Below are 21276 nucleotides of genomic sequence, written 5' to 3' on the forward strand. Positions count from 1 at the left end.
ACACATGAAAAAAACGATTCTATACAGCATCTTTATATGCGCTTCTTTTATATCCTGCAAAGCACAAGAACAACAAAAAAAACCGAATGTCATTTTTATTTTTTCGGATGATCAAAGGTTTCATTCTCTGAGCATGACAGGCGACCCAATAGCGGAAACACCAAATATCGATGCGTTAGCAAAAGAAGGTGTCTTTTTTAACAACGCCTATATTACAAGTCCTATTTGCGGTCCAAGTAGAGCCAACATCTTTACGGCACAATGGGAACGAAAAAACAAAATTGGTTTTACCAATATTTCAAAACATGTGATTTCTGAAAAAACATACCAAGACAGTTGGCAAGCACAATTAAAGAATGCTGGATATTCCACTGCTTTTATTGGAAAACACCACACTAAAATTGGAGATAGAAAAGATACACCTTTAGTAGAAAACACCGATTTTAGTTATTTTGGAAATGGCCATTTAGGATTCTATCCAGAAAAAAAACACAAACAATTCAGCAATCTAAAAAACAAAACCCAAGTGGAAGGTTTATTAGAAGCTACAAAAGCCTACTTAACACAAGGTGATGATTATAAGTATTTTTACGAAAATGCAGACCCTTCCATTAAAAATCAACTTCAAAAAAGAGATCCTAACAAACCCTTTTCGGCATGGATTAATTTAAATCTTCCGCATGCCTCTAGTATTGGTGGTATGGGTTCCCGCGATACAGATCCTGAATATTACAAAACAAAGTATGACGATGTAAAGCATAAAATGGAATTTCCGGATAACTATCCTCAAGATATTAGCTTACCTGAAAATGTGTATGCAACATCCGATTTAATGAAATATTATGTTACTGCTAATAAAGGCAAATTATTAAATGAAAAGCTAAAAATGGATCGCGCTAATTATGCTATCGATTTGATGGTAGGTAATTTACGCACCTTTTTAAAGGAAATTGGAGAAGCGGATAATACCATTATTGTGTTTTGTTCTGACAATGGTTTATTTTTAGGCGAACACGGATTAGGAGGGAAAACCATTTTATATGATGAATCGGTGCATGTTCCTATGATTGTGTATTCGCCATTTTTCAAGGATAAAACAAAAGGAAAAGTGATTGAGGAATTGGTAGTCGGACAAGATATTCCTGCAACGATACTAGAAATGTGTGGTGTACAAACGCCGCAATCCTATCAAGGAAAAAGTATGCTTCCATTAATAGATGGTAAAAATGAAAACTGGAGAGAAGATATCTTTTTAGAAAACTTATTTACAGATCAAGGCTACCCAAGACAAGAAGGAGTACGCAGTAAACAGTTTAAATACATTCGTTCTTTTAGTAAAGCAAACGACCGAAATAAATATGTTCCTAATCAATCTACGGAAACGAATGAAGCTCCAATTTACGAAGAATTATTCGATATCATAAACGACCCAAAAGAGCAGAACAACTTAGTTGGAAACAAAGATTATATCGACGTTTTAAATGCATACAGAGAAAGATGTAAAACCCTTGTTTCCGAATTGAATTAACCTTAGAATTAAGGAGTTCACATTATAAAAGAAGCACTATAACGTTAAAACCTATAGCGCTTCTTTTGTTTTAAATAGTAACCAATTGATTAACTACATATACTCTAGAGATAATAAAAACACCAATGACCGATTTAAAAACTTTGTCTTCAATGAAAGCATAAAGAATTAATTTAAGAACCCAGTGCATCTCTTTTATCCGGACATGGAAGCAGCGGAAAAGCAGTTTTAAGAATGCTTACCAATGACCCCTTAAATGGTTTTCCACAAATTACAAATACAGGTATTTGGATGGTAGAACAACAAGAGGATGGTTCGTTTCAATTAAAGATGTTTAATGATGTTCCTTTATCGGAATAAGAAATTATAGTTATGGAGTTAGCAGGCTAAATTTAAATGACAAATGTTTACTGTTTTTGTGCTTAGATTCTTTTTATTAATAACTGGAATAGCCCAAGATTAAACTTTCAAGATATTGGACCAACTAAAGATTATAACCATAACTTAATGCCCTATTTAACGCCTAAACCATACTAATGCAAAAAAAGAGCAAGCATTTGATGGAATAAAGAAATGTTTTTTCGCCTAAGTTCAAGATATTTGATGAAATATTAATACTAAATTAAACTTTATGAAAACCGTCAAGTATATTTCCGTGATTTTATTATTGTTAAGTATATCCTGTTCAAATGATATTGAATTGGATCCTGTAGTGATACCAGAAGGCTCCATTGAAAGCACATTTGGTATGAACGAATATGGTACAATAGATTTCAAAACCGTAGAAGGTATAGAAATAGGAGTAGATACTTCTGTAGAATTAGAAGCATTACACGGAGAACCTGAAGAAATAACTCAAGCAGTAGATGGTATCGTAAGATGGCAATATTTATCTGAGGGAATAGGGTTTGGCGTAAACACAACAACAGACATTATTGATAAAATATATTTATATTCTGACTTATACGAAGATTATACTACTAGTTATCCACGCGCACTGGAGGAAAATTTACAATATGCATTTGGCGTATTAAAAGCGAAACATCCTACCCTTAGAATTACAGATACTAATGGAAATAACTGGCCTTACGAAGCAGAAACGCTGATAGCAGCAACTAATGGTGCAGTAAACGGAGTTTATTCTTATAATTTTGAAAACCTTGGAAGGTTCATCTTTATTTCTGATAGTATAGATAATATGGAAGGATTTGTAGTACAAATTATCTTAGAATCTGTTGAAGGTACAGGTGGTGGAACTGGTAGTGATAACCCAGAAATATCATTTGATGACGCAGGAGAAGATAGTCAAACATTTAATGTAGGACAGGAAGATGAAGATGATCTTAATCAGGATATTATTACCGTGGGAGGTACAGGTATACTTGTAGAAAACAATGGTTTTATAGGTGTTAGTACTGAAGATGCTAGTGATGATGGTGCTACTGCAGTTTTTACTTTTGACGTAACTACAAATGCAACTACTGCATTTGATGCTACTTTAAATTTAGAGTTAGCAAAAAGAGCAAAAGGTAGCGTTACCGGAATAGTTTCTGTAACAGGTTATCCAGATACACCTTTTTCTTATGCAGCTACTTCAACAGAGAATGGTGGTAGTGCTCCAGCTATCGATTTTGAATTCCCATCAACGATTTCATTGGTTTCAGGCTCACCGCTTACTGTGACTATTACACTAGATGAGATGTTAACGGAAGGTAATACAACAAATCCGATATTTAGATTATCAAAAGTAACTGTAGTGAAAGATGGTAATACACCTCAACCTACACAAAATACTTGGCTTGATATAGACAATTCCATTTCTAATGTAACATTATCAACTACTTGTACGGACTGTTCTATAGCAACAGTAGCAAATCCTGATGCTGCAGATGCAGAAGCTACGAATGTAACAAAATGGACTGTAGGTTCTACTTCTGGTAGTGGAAATAAAAGCCTTAGTTTTGATTTCAACCCAGGAGAGGGTGTTACACTTGCTGATTATGCTAATTTAACAGTAACCGTACGTATGTACTGGCCTAGCTTCAATGATATTACTAATTTTGATGCTAATAAACGTATTAGAATCTATTTAAGTGATGGAAATGCTGCACAACAAGTACAAGGTAATTTTGAGGAATCGAACGAAGCGAATTGGCATACTATGGTATTTGATTTTACAGGAACACCATCAGGTGCTGAACTAACATCAGATGTAATTAGTGGAGAAATTAGATTAATAGGTAATAACTTTACAAATATTGATAATGGTCTTGAATTTTATATTGACACGATCACTTATGATATAAATTAAGAGTAATTAGAACGTAAGGTTTTAAAATTATGATCTAAAATAGAGAATAGAACAAAAAAGACTTTACGCTTTATTAAAAAAGAATAGATTATTCGTTTAATTAGAATACATGACAATAAAAAGTCCTTAGATACATTTTTAACTAAGGGCTTTTTTATTTGTATAAAACAAATATCCCCACAGTTTACAATTACCACTTTATCGTATTGTTCATAAAAGCCACACTTAAGAATTAAATAATTTCAGGCAACAATACAAAGTATCCATAAAAAAGAGGAAATAATCACTTGCTCTTTTTAAAAGAATAATGAATTTCTTTTAGTTAATTACCAATGATGTTTTAGAGCAAGTATTTGACTATTTTCAGAAACGCGATTCCCTATTCACAATATATCTTTGATTTAATAATTAAACGTTAACTTATTAATAATGAATAAATTTCTACCAGCTTTCTTTTTTTCACTGTTTTTCGTTCAATTAACTAATGCCCAATTTTTATGGTACGAAAATGAAACAAATACCTTTAAAATTGAACAAGAAAGTACAAGTTCAGGCACATTTCTTAGAGATATCCCTAATCCAGATATTACCGGAATAAATACAAATAATTCCGTTTCTAAATTTAATAGAGCAGCTGGTCAAGAGGCTTTTTTACAATTCGATGTATATAATGCTGTAACCGATTTCTCAGGATATTCCGTAACATTTAAGGCTTATATCGATATTCCTACAGCTGCATTAACAGCAAATAACTCAAAAATAAGTGTACACTTTTCCAATGCAACTGTTAGTACAGAAAGTGCTATAGAACGCAACTTTACCGTTGGGCAACAATGGGAAACGTTCACCTTTAATTTTAATGGTACTTCAATTCCTAACGCGGTTATCAATGCCAATGGCTATCAACGTATTGCTTTAGGATTTGCTAATGGCACAGCAACAGTTCCTACAACCACCTATTATATAGATTCCATTAGTGGTTCAACAGATCAAGTAGTAGATGTCGCTTCACACCAAGCCTCATGGCTATCTGGTTCTTGGGGAATTACCTTTCCTGTTTATGGAGGTGAGCGTTTAGATACTGAAGTTGCAGGCGGTTATGATCTTCCTGATGGTGCTCAAGAAGTGGTAGATGAATTGCCTGCTGTAGGTCACGTGATTACAAACTTGTCTTATTTTGCCCATTCCCATTATTTCGCACTTAGACAGAATAGCAATGTAGATGTCGCTACTGAAATTCATGAAGCATTAGTACCTAGCGTAGCCAATCAAAACATCCTTTTTGAGGTCATGCAAAAGTTTAAAGATGATGGCAAAAAAATTATTTTGTACATCTCTACCAATTATTTAGATAGAGCTATTGATGATGGCGCAGATATTGAAGCGGCTTGGATTAATTACTACACGAACAATTTTGCTGGTGACGAATATGCAGCATACAAGGATTTAATTGAAGGTTTTGTACTAGAAGTTAAAGAGTATGCCGATGGTTATTGGTTAGATACTACTGCACAGCTTCATAATGATGGAAATTTAGAGGATTTTGTTCAAATGATTAGAAATGCAGATCCAGGTGCTATCATATCTGCGCAACCCAATGGTGCCTACTTGCAAGATGAAAATGGCAATAATATTTTAGTAGATTCTGATGGATTGGATGACGAGGATGATACCAATTATAAAATAGTAAGTTTTGAAGGCGTAAATACCTATCAAGATTTTACAAGTGGTCATGTCACACCTCTAGGACAAGGAGCGCCTCCTAATTCATGGGCTTATGAAGAATTCACCATACCTGCAATGGTTGCAAACCCTTGGTCTATGTATAATGGGAATACGGTATTAAAACACGCATGGTTTCCGGTAAGAGCAAGATGGCATGTTTCTTCACAACCATTAATCTTTGGCATAGAAGATGGATATAGATTTACTAAACGCTTGGTTCAAGCCAATGCTGGAGTGACATTTGCTACAACCATAGATGATGTAAACAATAAAGGGTTTATGATGGCAGATGAAATGCTTATTATGAAAACAATTAACGATAGATTATTATCTAACCCTGTTCCTGCTTGTGTGCCTTACGTAAGACCTGAAGGCGCTTATTTAGTAGGTGAAGAGCCTTTATCTGTAGATTCCTTTAACACATCTTCGGAGGTTAAGTTTTACCCAAATCCTGTAGCAGATAGGTTAACCATAAAAAGAACATCTACCGCTATAAATCACATAACCGTAATAAACGTTTTAGGAACTAAAGTACTACATAAGTTATGGGATAATGGATCTACATCAACACAAGTAGATGTATCTTCTTTACCTTCCGGAATTTATTTTATAAAACTGTCGAATGGTAGTAAACATAGCATCACTCGAAAAATAATAGTCTCTAAATAAATAAGAATCCATTCAGTAAGAAATATATACAAACAGAAAATTGTTTCAAATTAGACCATTTTTAACTGTTCAAAAATCGATTATATAAGTAAAATTATGAATAATATTAGAATTACATTAGCAATTACCGCCTTATTTGTATGTATATCCTCCTTTTCACAGGAAGCCAAAAAGCCAAATATTATTTTAATTATGGCCGATGATGTCAGTTGGAACTGTTTTGGAACTTACGGCGCAGAAGATTATGAAACACCTAATATTGATGCCTTAGCTTCTAAAGGCATAAAGTTTAATCATTGTTATTCTACACCAATTTGCACGCCTTCTAGGGTAAAAATAATGACTGGGCAATATAATTTCAGGAATTATACCCATTTTGGATACCTAAATCCTAAAGACAAAACATTTGGAAACTTAATGAAAGATGCTGGTTACAAAACAGCTATTGCCGGGAAATGGCAATTAAACGGATTGTACCATAATGCGGAAGGTAGTTTAGACCCAAATAGACCACAAAAAGCTGGTTTTGACGAATCTTATTTATGGCAAGTAACATCACAAAAAAAAGGAATGAATGGCGGAGGAGAACGTTTTTGGAGTCCACCTTTAGAACGCAATGGGAAAATGATTAGTGTAGAAGATAATAATGGCAAATATGGACCTGATATTATGTCTGATTTTGTCTGTGATTTTATTGAGAAGAATAAAAACGAACCATTTTTTGTGTACTACCCAACGGTTTTGGTGCATAGTCCTTTTGTACCTACCCCAGAAACAATTGGTAACCGATCTAAGGGGCAAGAAGCAAACAGAGCTCCAAGAGATAGAGACTTAAAAAAAGCCAATTATGTGGCTATGGTAAATTATTTAGATAAAATAGTTGGTAAAATCGTAAAGAAAGTGGAAGATGAAGGGCTCCTTGAAAACACGATTATTTTATTTACATCTGATAATGGGACAGAATCTATAACCTCTAGTTGGAATGGACAAGATATTAAAGGTGCTAAAGGAAAAACAGTAGACATGGGAACACATGTGCCATTTATTGCATATTGGAAAGGACATACGCCAAAGGGCATGGAAAGTGAAGACTTAATAGACTTCACCGATTTCTATACCACCTTTGCTGAAGCTGCTTCATTAAAAATGACCGACAAAGACCCAATTGACGGACGTAGTTTTTTACCACAATTACAAGGCGAAGTAGGAAAACCAAGAGATTGGGTATTTTGGCACTATCAACCTTACTGGGGAAAACCGGGCAAGTATAAAGGTGCTCAATTCGTCAGAAACCAAGAGTATAAACTGTATAGTGATGGTGGAATGTATCATGTACCTAGTGATATTCATGAAAAGAAGAATCTGTTATTAGAAGCACATAATACTTCGGTTAAAAACACAAAAGAAAATCTTCAACAGGTTTTGGATCAAGCCCCTCCTGCTCCTTCTGTGGATGAAAATAGAGAATCAAAAGAAAGACCTGTATATCCTACTTGGAAGAATATGGTGAACCCAAATGATTAAAGGAAATATAATGATTTATAGTAGTTTCATTTATAATTAACCTTAGACAAGACAATAAACAATAGCCTATTAATAAACGGCCTATAAATGAATACAGAAAGATTAATATTTAAATTAAGAATTAAATAATGAGAAAGAATACCTTTTTATTACTTGTTACTACATTGCTGTTTTTTAATAGCTATAGTCAAACTAAACAAAAGCAAAACAGCAAAAAGCCCAATGTAGTAATCATTTTTATAGACGATGAAGGTTATGGTGATGTAGGAAGTTATGGCGCAACTGGCTTCCAAACACCTAATTTAGACCATGTGGCAAGTCAAGGAATGAGGTTTACAAATTATTATGCGGCTCAGCCTGTATGTAGTGCCTCACGTGCTGGTATTTTAACAGGTTCTTATCCCAATAGAATAGGTATTGCAGCGGCTTTAACGCCACTCCATAAAAAAGGAATTAATAGCAATGAACTAACAATTGCCGAAATGTTTAAAGAACAAGGATATAAAACGGCTTGTTTTGGTAAATGGCATTTAGGATGGCAAAAAGAATTTTTACCATTACAACATGGTTTTGATGAGTATGTAGGTTTACCATATTCAAATGATATGTGGCCTCGTGACAACACAACTGGAGAAAAAGTACCCACAACACATAAACGTTCCAGATTTCCAGAACTTCCTTTGATGGAAGGGAACGAAATTAAAAAACATATAACATCGTTAAAAGATCAAGACGAGTTAACAACACTTTACACAGATAAGGCTGTTGATTTTATCAATAAAAATGCAAAAGAGCCATTCTTTTTATATGTGCCACATTCTATGGGCCATGTTCCTTTGGGCGTCTCTAAAAAATTTAGAGGTAAGAGTGAGCAAGGATTGTATGGTGATGTTATGATGGAAATTGATTGGTCGGTAGGTGAGATTAGCAAAGCATTAGAAAAAAATAAAATTGCAGACAATACCATATTTATTTTTACCTCAGACAATGGACCTTGGTTAAGTTATGGAAATCATGCGGGTTCTTCAGGAGGATTGAGAGAAGGTAAGTTAACGAGTTGGGAAGGAGGGCAACGTGTACCTTTTATCATTCGTTGGCCAGGAAATGTACCCAAAGGAACAGTTTGTAATAAATTAGCCTGTGCTATAGATTTACTACCTACCCTTGCGGCGATTACAGACGGAAAACTATCTGAAAATAAAATTGACGGAGTAGATATATCATCACTTTGGAGAGGAGATTTTGAGTCAACACCTCGAGAGACGATTCTTTATTACTATGGAAAAAATAATTTAAACGCTGTTAGAAAAGGAAACTGGAAATTGGTTTTACCACATAAGTATAAATTTCAAAATACACTAGCAGGAAAAGATGGTGCTCCAGGAAGAAAAGATAGAATGAATATTGAAAAACCTGAGCTTTACAATATGTCTAGAGATCCAGGAGAGCGATACAATGTAATTGCTTCTCATCCAGAAAAAGTAAAAGAACTAATGGTTGTTGTAGAAAAGTACCGAAAAGAACTAGGAGATTTAAATGTAGGAATTGCAACAGGAAGTGAAAACAGAGAAATAGGTCAGTTAGAAAGATAAATTTAAGATCACATCGTTGGTAACAAAGTAGCTTTTTAGCAAAAAACTACGAAAACGGAATAACGTATTTATATAAATAGGGATTGAGCTGCTGAATCAAAATATAAAGAATTGAACAATAAATAGAGCAAGTAAATGATAGATTAAAGAAACTTTAAAAACAAACTTAACCCTAATTTTGGGTTGTACTCTTGAAAAGATCAAGATACTTAAAACCTATTGGAGAAAGAAATGTTAAATAGAAGTACTTGTCTTAGAGAGAAGAACCTAATGAAGCCAGAATTATTCATTTAAAAAAATACTAAAAAATTAAAAAACATATTTATGAACAAACATATTCTTTATTTTTTCGTTTTAATGCTCATCAATTCTTGTGGGACACAAAAAGACATTGAAAAATCAAGCCAAACTGCGCAACAGATTCAAACGCTACCATTTACGAATCTTGATTTGAAAGATCTTTCAGATTTTAAACCTACTTCAAAAAACTGGCAAATTGTAAGTGAAGCAATAGTAGACACTTCCAAAAAAAGAAGCATTTCAGCGATGGATGGCATTGGTGTATTATTAAACACTCCAAAAAAAGGAAGCAGAAAAAATATTTTCACAAACTTTGAACATGGAGATATTGAGCTAGAGTTGGAAGTAATGATGCCCATAGCATCTAATTCTGGCATTTACCTACAAGGAAGATATGAAATTCAACTTTATGACAGTTGGAATGTAAAAGAGCCTACATATGCGGATATGGGTGCTATTTACCAACGCTGGAACAAAACAGCAGAAAAAGGAAAACAAGGTTACGAAGGGCATCCACCTGCTATAAACGCGGCCAAAGCTCCTGGTTTGTGGCAACATATTAAAATAAAATTTACCGCACCTACTTTTGACAATGCAGGAAATAAAACTAAAAACGCAAAATTTGATGAAGTTTGGTTAAACGGTACATTGTTACATAAAAATATTGAAGTTACTGGACCAACTAGAGCCGCTGCTTTTGAAACCGAAACTCCTTTGGCTCCAATTATGATTCAAGGAGATCATGGTCCTGTTGCGTTTAAAAATATGAAATACAAATTACACACAAAATAAAAGATTTAGAAATTCGGTTTTGGTTGTTTTTTCTTTAAAAAAGATAGCTAACCAAAGTAAAGCATCGATTTATTAAAAAGGTTAAAATTTGCAAAGTGAAAGTCAGAAGAAATTTATATAGAAACGTTATACTGTTAATTACTGTTTTTACAACAGTAAATTTATATGCAGATAAGTTTACATATAATGAGAAAAAGCTTGGTGGAGATTTTAAACTGATTTTTTATACTTCAGAAAAAGACAAGGCCGATTTAATTGCTAACCAGACCTATTTATTAGTTGATTCTTTAAACGAAATTTTCAGTAATTATTTAAAAAACAGCGAAATAAGTGTACTGAATAAAAACGGAAAACTTAAAAATGCTTCATTCCAATTAGCAACACTTTTAAAACTGTCACAACATGCCCATCTAAAAACAAATGGTTATTTTGATGTTTCGGTAAAACCACTAATTGAATTTTGGAATAAAGCCGAAAAAAGAAATAAGTTTCCTTCGGAGAAATCTTTAATAAATCAACAGAAATTTATTGGATTAAATTCCGTTTTAACCATTAAAAATTCTGACGATATTTACTTAAAAAGAAAGAGTGAATTAGACTTAGGAGGCATCGCCAAAGGATATATCATTGATGAAGTTTATGCATTTCTAAAGAAAAAAAATATCACTTCTTTTTTAATTGAGGCTGCAGGTGACATTAGAGTTTTTGGCAGCCCTGAAAATAATGATTTTTGGAATGTGGGAGTTTCAGCAACAAATAGCAAAAACTACATCGTGGCATTAAAATCTGGTCAAGCAATAGCTACTTCTGGTAAAACATACCGATTTAGAATAATCGAGGGTAAAAAGTATTCTCACATTGTAAATCCTAAAACATTAACACCGGTTTCTCATAATTTAACATCATCAGTAATTGCAAATAGTGCCATTGAAGCTGATTATTTGGCGTCCACATTCAATATTACAATGGATAAAGATGAAATTGAAAAAATAATTAATAAGCATAACAATATCGAATTACTAATCTTTAATAAGCACGATATTATTTTTGCGACGAACAAATTTTTTAAAACAAAAAATAAATAATGAATAATAAAACAAACATACTATTACTAGCTTTTTTGTTAGTTTTTTTAGGGGTTAGGGCTCAAACAGCATATACGCTTTCTAAAGAATCTACAATGAAAATTGATGGATCTTCAACGGTTAGTGATTGGTCTGTAGAAGTTACAGATGCAACAGGAAGTTTTACTACATCAGAAGAAATTAAAATTGAAGTTGGTAAAATTCTTAATTCCAATTTAGAATTTAGTTTTCCTGTGGAAAAAATGGAAAGTGGTAGAGGTCCAATGATGAATTCAAAAATTAAGGATGCATTAATTAGTGATAAAAATCCATTGGTAACCTTTAAATCTATAGAAAATAATATTATAGCTGTAAATGGTGATAAATTCGTATTAGAGTCTTTAGGAACAATTACTGCAGCAGGTGTTAGCAAACCACTTACCGTTACATTAAATGGCTTTTTTAATACAGAAATGAAAACGATTTCTTTTGAAGGTAGCAAAGACCTTACCATGTCTATGTTTAATATTGTGAAGCCTACCGCTTTCTTTGGAGAACTAAAGACAAATGATGAATTAAATGTAAAGTTTAATGTAAGCTTTATAAAACAATAAATCTCCTTAATTACTATTATATGAAATTACTTAAATTATTAGTTGCAGCAATTGCTTTTTCAACTACAAATGGTTTAGCTCAAACCGATTTTAAGCCTTATACTCAAAATATTGAAGGAACCGATGTATCCTTTAAGATGGTACCAATCAAAGGTGCTACTTTTATGTTAGGAGCTTCAAAAAAAGATAAGAAAAAAGAATCGGATGAGTTGCCTCAAAAACAAGTGGAAATTAGTTCTTTTTGGATGGGTGCTTTTGAAGTTACCCATAAAGAATTTTTACTATTTACCGATGCAACAAGGGATAAATTAGCAGATGGAAGTTTAAACCCTGAAGTAATTTCTAGACCCTCAAGTCCATATGAAGATCCTTCAAAAGGATTAGAAGATGATGATATGAAACCAACGGTTGGTTTAACTCAATATGGCGCTTTATCCTATTGTCGTTGGCTATATAAAAGAACTGGCGTTTTTTATAGAATTCCAACGGAAGCGGAATGGGAATTGGCGGCAAAAGCAGGCACAGAAACGCCGTATTTCTTCGGAAAAAAGAAAAATGATTTATCAGAATATGCTTGGTATGCAGAAAATGCAGAAGGGCAATTACACCAAGTTGGTTTAAAAAAGCCAAATCCAAACGGATTGTATGATATTTATGGAAATGTATCCGAGTGGTGTTTAGATCAATACTATGCCGATTTTTACACAACCATAAAAGATGGAGAAAAAGATCCTAGAGGAATGCCAGATGCATTGTATCCAAGATCCGTGCGAGGAGGTTCATTTTTAGATGATGAAACAGCATGTAGAAGTACCAATAGAATTACTTCAACAGACGATTGGAAAGCGAGAGATCCGCAACTACCTAAAAGTTTTTGGTGGAATACAGATTCAGAGTTTGTTGGTTTTAGGTTGGTAAGGCCTTTAGAGCAACCAAGTAAGGAAGATGTTGAAGTCTTCTTTTCATCCATGCTAGAATAAACCTATATAGTTAACCAAAAATATAAAATAATGGAAAGAAGAGATTTTATTAAAAATTCAGCTTTAGCTGGAGCAGGAATTTTAACCTCAACGGGAGTTTTTGCTAACGTATTAGGCTTTCAAAATAGTTCGTCAGATGCATTAAAAATAGCCTTTATTGGATGTGGAGGAAGAGGAACAAGAGCAGTAAAAGCTGCTTTAGATTTAGAAACCCCTACAGAACTAGTTGCAATGTGCGATTTGTTTAAAGACAACATAGATCACAGAGAAAAAGTTTTATTAAAAGCGGTAAAAAATAAAAATAGAATTAAAGTAACCGAAGAAACTAAATTTACTGGTTTTCAAGGCTATAAAGACGCAATTGCATTAGCAGATATTGTCTTCATTACAACTCCGGCAGCATTTAAACCTGTAATTTTTCAGGAAGCTATAAAACAAGGTAAACACGTATTTATAGAAAAACCTGTTTGTGTAGATTCCATAGGTTTTCAGCAAGTTATAGCTGCAGCTTCATTGGCGAAACAAAATAAATTGTACGTAGCGGCTGGTTTACAAAGAAGATATTCACCTGGATACCAAGCTGTAGTTAATGAAATTCATGATGGCGCAATTGGTGACATTCATACCGCAGAATGTTATTGGCTGGGAAAACCAATAGGCGATTTACAACGCAAGAGGGAAGAAAATTGGACAGAAATGGAATTTCAAAATAGACATTGGAGATCGTTTGCTTGGGTAAGTGGAGGAAATATTGAAGAGTTTCATGTGCATAATTTAGATATTGTAAATTGGGTTTTAAATGAAACTAATCCACAATCTGTAATTGCTTTAGGAGGCAAATCTCCGGATAAGAATTTCTCAGGTTCATTAGGAGGTTTTGATAGCTTAACCTCTAACTTCAAATATAAAAATGATGTTTCCTTACATAGTTATAGCAGAAACATACCAAATTGTGCAAATAAAAAAGGAGAGTATTTTTATGGGACAAAAGGAAAATGTATCATAGATGACGATGCCGTGATTTACAACAATAAAGGAAAAGAAGTTTTTAGAGCGAGTAGCGAAAAGTACGGGCGTTTGCATGGCTCTTTTGATTTGGTTCAGAAAAATTTAATCGAAAGTATTTACCATAACAAACCTTACTTTAATGATGCTTTTTATGCCGCAAAATCATCTATGACAGGTGTTTTTGGAAGAATGGCTGGTTGGTCAGGTAAAGAGTTGCAATGGGATGAAGCTATAGAATCTAAAGTTGCTTTATTCAATTATGCAGAGGACACGAATATGAGTTCCACTCCACCTGTATTGCCAAATGAATTTGGAGATTATCCGGTTCCAATTCCAGGTAAGACAATAGTTTTATAAGCAGTTTACAATAAAAGCAAACCGATAAAACTACCTAATATACCAAACAATTGTAATTATGGCCCTTATAAAATAGAACCATTAACACAAAACCAAGTGTGAAATTCAACTCCGAAGAATTATTTGCCAACGATGTTGATATATTGCATAATTTAGAATCCCTAGTCATCTTCAGACTATGAAAATTAAAGTGAAAGTGAAAGTGATTTGAGAAAAAACACTTATTACTAAAGTGCCCCAAAAAGTCAAACACTATTTGGGGCACTTTTCATTGAAAACAAAGAAACTTCTCCTATCTTAAAAAACCTAAATTACATTTTACCCCTACAGTTTTGACTCAGAATCCGTTGTTTTTACTTAAGTTTTCGGGAAACAAAGAAAAAGAGCAACTAAAAGACTGAAATGAGCATAGGCTATATAGATACAAATTGATTAATTTGTAAAAAGATTATATTCTTAATATTTAATCCAAATTGCTACTAAAAATAAATAAATGAATTCATGAAAAGAATAATTCTATCCTTAATTATCTGTACCCTTACAGCTAGTGGTTTTGCACAAAAAAAACCGAACATCATTTTCCTTTTATCCGATGACCAAACCAGTATTGCGACAGGATGTTATGGAAACGATCAAGTAGTAACACCAAATATGGATGCATTAGCAGCAGAAGGGGTTTTATTTGAAAATCACTACAACACTACCGCTATTTGTATGGCAAGTAGAGCTATTATCTTAACAGGAATGTACGAGTATAAAGCGGGTTGTAATTTTGACCACGGACCTTTAACAAAAGATAAGTTTGCGAAATCATATCCTGTTATTCTTAGAGAACAAGGATATTACACTGGTTTTGCTGGTAAATTTGGATTAGCTGTTTCTGATGGAAGTAGTACAAGACACAATAGTTGGGATGCCCTTCCAATTGATGATTTTGACAATTGGGCAGGAGGCTTAGGTCAAACAAGCTACAAAACAGCGAATAACAAGTATATGGCAAAATATGCCGAAAAATATCCGCATAGTACAAGAGCATATGCAGCTTGGGCAGAAGATTTTATTATTGAAGCAAAAGAAACAGGTAAACCTTTCTCTATGTCTATTAGTTTTAAAGCACCTCATATGCCATTTTCTCCAGACCAGTATTTTGATTATGTCTACGAAGGAAAAAAGTATAAGAAACCAGAAAACTATGGTGCAGAAAATGCGACACATTTAGCAGCCCAAGCAAAGTCAGGAAGACAATATAATGGCTATACTTTTTGGAGGGACTCCGAAGAAAGCTACCAGAAAACCATTAAAAATTACAACCAATTAATCCATGGTGTAGATTACGCTTTAGGAATGATTAGAAAAACCTTAGAAGAACAAGGCATTGCAGATAATACCATCATTATATTTACCAGTGACAATGGCTATAGCTGTGGTGCGCATAACATGGGAGGAAAAGTATTACCTTATGAAGAAGCTTCCAAATCGCCTTTAATTATTTACGATCCAAGAACACCTATGGAAGAAAGAGGTGTTAGACTAGATGAAATTACTGCGAATATTGATATGGCTCCAACTATTTTAAAGTACGCAGGGATCGAAGCTCCTGCAAATATGGATGGCGAAGATTTAAGCGTATTGATAGAAAAGCCAAAGAAATTTAAACGCGAAACCATTGCTTTAACAAATATGTGGGGTCATGACGAAACACAAGCCATGGGAGTAGTTTCTAAAGATTGGAAATATATTTTCTGGAATTATGAAGATGATAGAATGAAACCTACGGAAGAGCTTTTTCATATAGGAAAAGATCGACTAGAAATGACGAATAAAGCCAACGATCCTTCCGAAGAAAAACAACTTCAAAAAATGCGTTCGATATATGATGAACATCTAGCTAAATTAAAAGAAGAAGCAATTACAGAACATTTATATCAGAAATATGCGGTGCTATTCGACAGAAATGCAACAGCCGAAGAAAAGAAACCTTATTTGACTGGTGAAAATAATGCATCACCTAATAAGAGTTCATCCAAAAAAAAGAACAAAACGAACAAGAAGAAAAAAAACAATAAGAAAAAAGAATCCCATTAGTCCTAATAATGGATGGAGATGCTTTTTCCTCTTTTACTTTTTCCTATATAAACTTATCTAATAATTTTTCACATAAACACCATGTCTAAATTCATTCTATTCGCCCTTCTTTTAAGTCTTAACTTACCTGCTACCTGCGCAAATCAGGAACCAGTGACATCTGATAAAGAAAGACCAAAAAAACCTAACGTAGTACTAATCTTAACCGATGATTTAGGTTGGCAAGATGTAAAATGTTACGATGTTGATGAACCTTCTCCATACGAAACGCCAAACATTGACAGATTAGCAAAAGATGGTGTTTTGTTTTGGCAAGCGTATTCTCCTGCAACTACTTGCTCTCCTTCTAGAGGTGCTATTTTATCTGGACAACACCCAGTTCGCTTAGAAAGAACTAGCGTAAGAGGAGGACATCCTCCATTACCTTTTAATCATGGCTCTACTTTGATTAGTCCTTGGATGCGAGGAGCGTTAGATAGTTCTAAAGTTACCATTGCAGAATCGCTTAAATCGAATGGTTACAAAACAGGACATTCTGGAAAATGGCATGTTGGTATTGCTGTAACAGACTTTCCGGAACCTAAAGATCAAGGTTTTGATTTCTCAAAGCATGGTTTTGGATCTCATAAAAGAATGAAAGATCGTACCACAGAATTTGCAACAACAGATGCTTCCGATCCATTTACTCTAGATGAAGATGGTTTTCCTTTTGATGACATCACACAAGATGGAATTGACTTTATGGACCAAAACAAAAAAGATCCATTTTTTCTGTTTTATGCATCTCGATTGGTACACACGCCGATACAAACAAGAAGTGAAGCTTTATTACGTAAATACTACGAGAAACTAGGATTAGAATATCCGAAAAAGAATGACATGTGGGACGAAGCGGGTCAGAAAAACGCATACTATGCTGCTATGGTAGAAATGATAGATCATTATACCGGGCAACTAATTACATATTTGGAAGAAACAGAAGATCCTAGATGGCCAGGACATATGTTAATTGAAAATACCTATGTGATTTTTACTTCAGATAATGGAGGAATGGAACAACATACTAAAGAAATTATCACTGACAATTACCCTTTAGATAAAGGAAAAATAAATGCAAAAGAAGGTGGAACACGAGTTCCTCTTATCATAACAGGACCAACTATTGCTGCAAACGTAGAATCTAACGTAATGGTGAATGGTGTAGACTTCTACCCTACTATATTGAGTTGGACAGGAAGTCAAAAAGAAGAAAACCAAATATTAGATGGTGCCGATTTATCTACATTATTAGATAAAGACCCAACGGATGCCAAATTAGTTATAGATACCGAAACAGGAGCACCTAGAAATACCATGATGTGGCACTTCCCTAACAGTTCTATGCAATCTACTTTGCGAATTGATGACTATAAATTGGTACGTCAATATACCGATACCGAAGAAAAGGCGACTTTAGAATTGTATCAATTGTATGAAAATGGTTCTAATCGTGTAGACATTGAAGAATCTAAAAATCTTGCAAGTCAAATGCCGGAAAAAGCAAAAGAAATGGATCGCCTTTTAGAAGAAAGATTAGAAAAATTAAATGCTAGATATCCTTATTTAAATCCAACTAGTAAAAAGAAGCTACCTAACAATTCTAAAATCCCTACGGTTGTGGATCATGGTGTAGATGGAGAGAAAGTTTGGTTAAAATTTAAAAACAATGGCGCTAAAGTGGTAAAAGCAGAACTTATATACACTACTAACGGAGGTATAAAAGGAGAGATTTGGTTTCCAATAGACATGACACTTAACGGGGATACTGTTTCCGCAATACTGCCAAAAGGAACGACACATTACGTCTTTAATTTAGTAGATGAAAACAATTACTTAATAGGGTATCCAGATGCAGGATATCAAAAAACAACTAAGGTATTTGCTACTAAAGCAATTCCTGTTAAATAATTAAAAATAGCACGTATTAAAGAAGCACTATAGCGTTACACCTATAGTGCTTTTTTTATTATACAGCTTTAAAACAAAGTTATAATTGTGATGCCATCTGCATAAGCTAAAAACACAAATGGTCGATATAAGAAACTTTTTGGTTAATTATAGCATCATGCTATTTCCCTTAAATTCTATCTTTACCTAAAATAATTCCACGATGAAAAACACTACACTACTTTATTTATTTGGACTCCTTTTTTTACCACAAATAAATGCACAAGAACTTGTTAAGCCAAACATTGTAATCTTTTATGTTGATGATTTAGGTTGGCAAGATACTAATCTTAATAACCTAGGAGCCCCTGTTCCTTGGCAAACTCCTAAAATGGAAGCTTTAGCTGCTGCTGGAGCTAAGTTTTCGCAAGCATATTCTCCTGCACCTACTTGTGCGCCGTCAAGAGCAGCAATGTTAAGTGGCAGACACCCTATTAAAACTAAAGTAACTCAAGTATCTGGTGGTGAATTACCTATATTAAGGAATTCACAAGCGGATCGTAAAATAATAGGCCCTTATTTTCCAAAAAGATTAGATGTTAATGAGTATACTATAGCAGAAGCTTTAAGTGCAAATGGATACCATACAGGCCATGTTGGTAAATGGCATGTGGATGGAGCCAATGGTTTTCCTGTAGCTGTAGACCAAGGCTTTGATACGGAATTTACAAGTAGAGGTGTAAACCAAAATATGGGGGATAGATATGATATTTCCAATTTTGGTGGGAATGATCCAAATTATCCTTTAGATGCTGATGGAATACCATATGATTCTGTTACAGATGAAGCTGTAGCGTATATGCAGAATAGAGTAGCTGCAAATGGAGGATCTGGTGAACCATTTTTCTTATATATGGCTACTTGGTTGGTGCATACTCCTATTCAAACTAGAGATTTACCAATGTTACAGGCTATAACGCAAACATTAGTTAATTCTGGTCAAATAGATGCAGCTGATGTTGGTCCAAATGGTATACCAACGGAAACGACACCTTTAACTGCCGCTGGAGAATATAATCCATTTTATGGAGCTATGGTGCAAACAGTAGATTGGAGTTTAGGTAAGATAGTTGATTATTTACAAGCAACTAACGACCCTAGAAATCCAGGTAAAACCTTATTCGAAACAACATATATTATATTTTCTTCAGATAATGGAGCTTCAGAACAAAATAATGCGACTAATGGTTTTGAAGTTGTAGCAGATAATTTCCCTTTAGATTTAGGGAAAACAAGTTCTAGAGAAGGTGGTATTCGTGTTCCTATGATAGTAACTGGGCCAGAGATTCCAGTAGCTGAATATAGCAATGTTGTTAATGGTTTAGATTTTTTTCCAACCATTTTATCTTTAACAGGAACAACTATAGCTAGCAATCTTTCTGACGATTTTGATGGTGCAGATTTAAGTGATTTACTAAAAGGAACTAATACCATAGTAGAACAAACAATAGATGGTGTAACCACCGAAAGAACAGATCTTTTTTGGCACTATCCTAATGCTTCTGATGAAAGGGCTAAATCATCTATTAGGAGAGGTAATTACAAAATATATAAAAAGTATGTTGACAATACTTACGAAGCATATCAATTGTATAATGGAGGAGATAATCTTGTAGATGTAGAGGAAACTATAAATGTTATAACTACAATGGATCAGACATTAAAACAAGATATGATCGATACATTGGAAGCATACTTAATAGATAATGACGCAAGATTTCCAGCATGGAACCCGGATTATGCAGAACCTGATGGACCTCTTGCAAACCAAAATCTTGTCCCTGCAATTGCTTCGTTAACTTATAATCAAGCTACAGGTTCTGCTACGCTAATGATAGAAGATGATGCAACAAAAGCAGCAATTAGTTATGGTCATTTATTGTATCGATTAAATGAAGCAAATGAAGAATGGTTTGAAGCTGGAGAAGTAACTATAAATGGTAACACGATAACAGCAGATGTACCATCTAATGCCTATAAAATTGTGTTTGATTTAAGAGATGAAAATAACTTCTTAGTGTTGTCTGATGAATTAGAAATTGTTAATATCACTCAAATAACACTTAATACAGTAGATGAAGTACAACTATTTGAACCAGAAAGTTCTGATGTATATGGTGAGCTAGTAGGAAATACAATAGTAAGGCCTGCATTCCTTCAAATGATTACTGAAGGAGGAGGAGATGGTGTTAATTTTAATGTAGCGGCTACGGAATCTGTACTGTGTGAAAAGATTACCTTTGGAGTAAGATCTAAAGCCGGAGATACTGCAAATTTTAATATCACTATTGGTGATGTGACTCAAAGTTTTGAATACACTAGTATTAGTGATACAGACGACCTATATTTTGAATTTGATACTCCTGTAACGTTTACTGAAGCGGCTCAATCTATGGAGTTCTTATTAACTGGGCTTACAAATTCAAATGAAGGTACTACTCCAAGGTTTAGAATTTACGATATTACATTCCATTTAAATTTAAGTAGCTTAGGAGTGGATGAGGTGACAGATAATAGTCTAGACCTAAAGTTATATCCAAATCCTGCAAAAGGTTCCTTCAGCCTTACCAAAGAAGTAGAAACTGGTGTTTTATATAATTTATATGGCGCAAAAACATTAGAGTTTAAGGATGAGTATCTAGATATAGATATCTCGCGTATTAAAACCGGTTTATACTTTTTACAAGTGGTATTAAAAGATGGAAGCAAAACAACCTTAAAACTATTAAAAGAATAAGAGA

14 protein-coding genes are annotated in these 21276 nt (G+C 33.9%); all 14 read left to right on the top strand.

The features are described 5' to 3' along the window. Positions 1–4 precede the first annotated feature (4 nt). Positions 5–1528, top strand: coding sequence for a sulfatase-like hydrolase/transferase (locus KO494_RS09670; protein ID WP_215967400.1), 1524 nt, complete (start codon positions 5–7; stop codon positions 1526–1528). 234 nt (positions 1529–1762) lie between these two features. Then, a complete protein-coding gene (locus KO494_RS16055; protein ID WP_256447837.1) occupies positions 1763–1888 on the top strand; it encodes a hypothetical protein in 126 nt (41 codons plus the stop codon). A 271-nt stretch (positions 1889–2159) separates the two neighbouring features. Further along, positions 2160–3839 (top strand): hypothetical protein, encoded by a 1680-nt coding sequence (locus KO494_RS09675; protein ID WP_215967401.1) that lies wholly within the window; start codon positions 2160–2162, stop codon positions 3837–3839. A gap of 429 nt (positions 3840–4268) precedes the next feature. Continuing rightward, the gene (locus tag KO494_RS09680; protein WP_215967402.1) at positions 4269–6233 is read left to right on the top strand and encodes a T9SS type A sorting domain-containing protein; all 1965 of its coding nucleotides are present in this window, start codon (positions 4269–4271) and stop codon (positions 6231–6233) included. Positions 6234–6329: 96 nt separating this feature from the next. Beyond that, positions 6330–7757, top strand: a complete 1428-nt coding sequence (locus tag KO494_RS09685) for a sulfatase-like hydrolase/transferase (RefSeq protein ID WP_215967403.1) — start codon at positions 6330–6332, stop codon at positions 7755–7757. Between the two features lie 128 nt (positions 7758–7885). Then, complete coding sequence (locus KO494_RS09690) at positions 7886–9349, top strand: sulfatase (RefSeq protein WP_215967404.1); 1464 nt, start codon at positions 7886–7888, stop codon at positions 9347–9349. 324 nt (positions 9350–9673) lie between these two features. Continuing rightward, on the top strand, positions 9674–10441 hold the full coding sequence (locus tag KO494_RS09695) for a DUF1080 domain-containing protein (protein WP_215967405.1): 768 nt from the start codon (positions 9674–9676) through the stop codon (positions 10439–10441). 95 nt (positions 10442–10536) lie between these two features. Further along, positions 10537–11526, top strand: a complete 990-nt coding sequence (locus KO494_RS09700) for an FAD:protein FMN transferase (RefSeq protein WP_215967406.1) — start codon at positions 10537–10539, stop codon at positions 11524–11526. Next, positions 11526–12119 (top strand): YceI family protein, encoded by a 594-nt coding sequence (locus tag KO494_RS09705; RefSeq protein WP_215967407.1) that lies wholly within the window; start codon positions 11526–11528, stop codon positions 12117–12119. Before KO494_RS09700 ends, KO494_RS09705 begins: the two co-directional genes overlap by 1 nt. 20 nt (positions 12120–12139) lie before the next feature. Beyond that, positions 12140–13099: an SUMF1/EgtB/PvdO family nonheme iron enzyme gene (locus tag KO494_RS09710; RefSeq protein ID WP_215967408.1), complete on the top strand. Its 960-nt coding sequence runs from the start codon at positions 12140–12142 to the stop codon at positions 13097–13099. A 30-nt stretch (positions 13100–13129) separates the two neighbouring features. Next, a complete protein-coding gene (locus tag KO494_RS09715) occupies positions 13130–14464 on the top strand; it encodes a Gfo/Idh/MocA family protein (protein WP_215967409.1) in 1335 nt (444 codons plus the stop codon). A 501-nt stretch (positions 14465–14965) separates the two neighbouring features. After that, positions 14966–16549, top strand: coding sequence for a sulfatase (locus tag KO494_RS09720; protein ID WP_215967410.1), 1584 nt, complete (start codon positions 14966–14968; stop codon positions 16547–16549). An 81-nt stretch (positions 16550–16630) separates the two neighbouring features. Then, entirely contained in the window at positions 16631–18496 is a 1866-nt protein-coding gene (locus KO494_RS09725; RefSeq protein WP_215967411.1) for a sulfatase, read from the top strand. Positions 18497–18698: 202 nt separating this feature from the next. Beyond that, positions 18699–21272 carry a sulfatase-like hydrolase/transferase gene (locus KO494_RS09730; RefSeq protein WP_215967412.1) on the top strand — a complete coding sequence of 858 codons (2574 nt, stop codon included), beginning with the start codon at positions 18699–18701 and terminating at the stop codon, positions 21270–21272. The last annotated feature ends 4 nt before the right edge of the window (positions 21273–21276 follow it).

Origin of the sequence: Lacinutrix sp. C3R15, from assembly GCF_018860825.1 — a bacterium.
Classification (GTDB): domain Bacteria; phylum Bacteroidota; class Bacteroidia; order Flavobacteriales; family Flavobacteriaceae; genus Oceanihabitans.

Bases quoted from the DNA above. Each gene is read 5' to 3' on its own strand.
- KO494_RS09695 (WP_215967405.1), top strand. From the start codon at position 9,674: ATGAACAAACATATTCTTTATTTTTTCGTTTTAATGCTCATCAATTCT.
- KO494_RS09730 (WP_215967412.1), top strand. From the start codon at position 18,699: ATGAAAAACACTACACTACTTTATTTATTTGGACTCCTTTTTTTACCA.
- KO494_RS09685 (WP_215967403.1), top strand. From the start codon at position 6,330: ATGAATAATATTAGAATTACATTAGCAATTACCGCCTTATTTGTATGT.
- KO494_RS09705 (WP_215967407.1), top strand. From the start codon at position 11,526: ATGAATAATAAAACAAACATACTATTACTAGCTTTTTTGTTAGTTTTT.
- KO494_RS09675 (WP_215967401.1), top strand. From the start codon at position 2,160: ATGAAAACCGTCAAGTATATTTCCGTGATTTTATTATTGTTAAGTATA.
- KO494_RS16055 (WP_256447837.1), top strand. From the start codon at position 1,763: ATGCTTACCAATGACCCCTTAAATGGTTTTCCACAAATTACAAATACA.
- KO494_RS09720 (WP_215967410.1), top strand. From the start codon at position 14,966: ATGAAAAGAATAATTCTATCCTTAATTATCTGTACCCTTACAGCTAGT.
- KO494_RS09725 (WP_215967411.1), top strand. From the start codon at position 16,631: ATGTCTAAATTCATTCTATTCGCCCTTCTTTTAAGTCTTAACTTACCT.
- KO494_RS09715 (WP_215967409.1), top strand. From the start codon at position 13,130: ATGGAAAGAAGAGATTTTATTAAAAATTCAGCTTTAGCTGGAGCAGGA.
- KO494_RS09710 (WP_215967408.1), top strand. From the start codon at position 12,140: ATGAAATTACTTAAATTATTAGTTGCAGCAATTGCTTTTTCAACTACA.
- KO494_RS09670 (WP_215967400.1), top strand. From the start codon at position 5: ATGAAAAAAACGATTCTATACAGCATCTTTATATGCGCTTCTTTTATA.
- KO494_RS09690 (WP_215967404.1), top strand. From the start codon at position 7,886: ATGAGAAAGAATACCTTTTTATTACTTGTTACTACATTGCTGTTTTTT.
- KO494_RS09680 (WP_215967402.1), top strand. From the start codon at position 4,269: ATGAATAAATTTCTACCAGCTTTCTTTTTTTCACTGTTTTTCGTTCAA.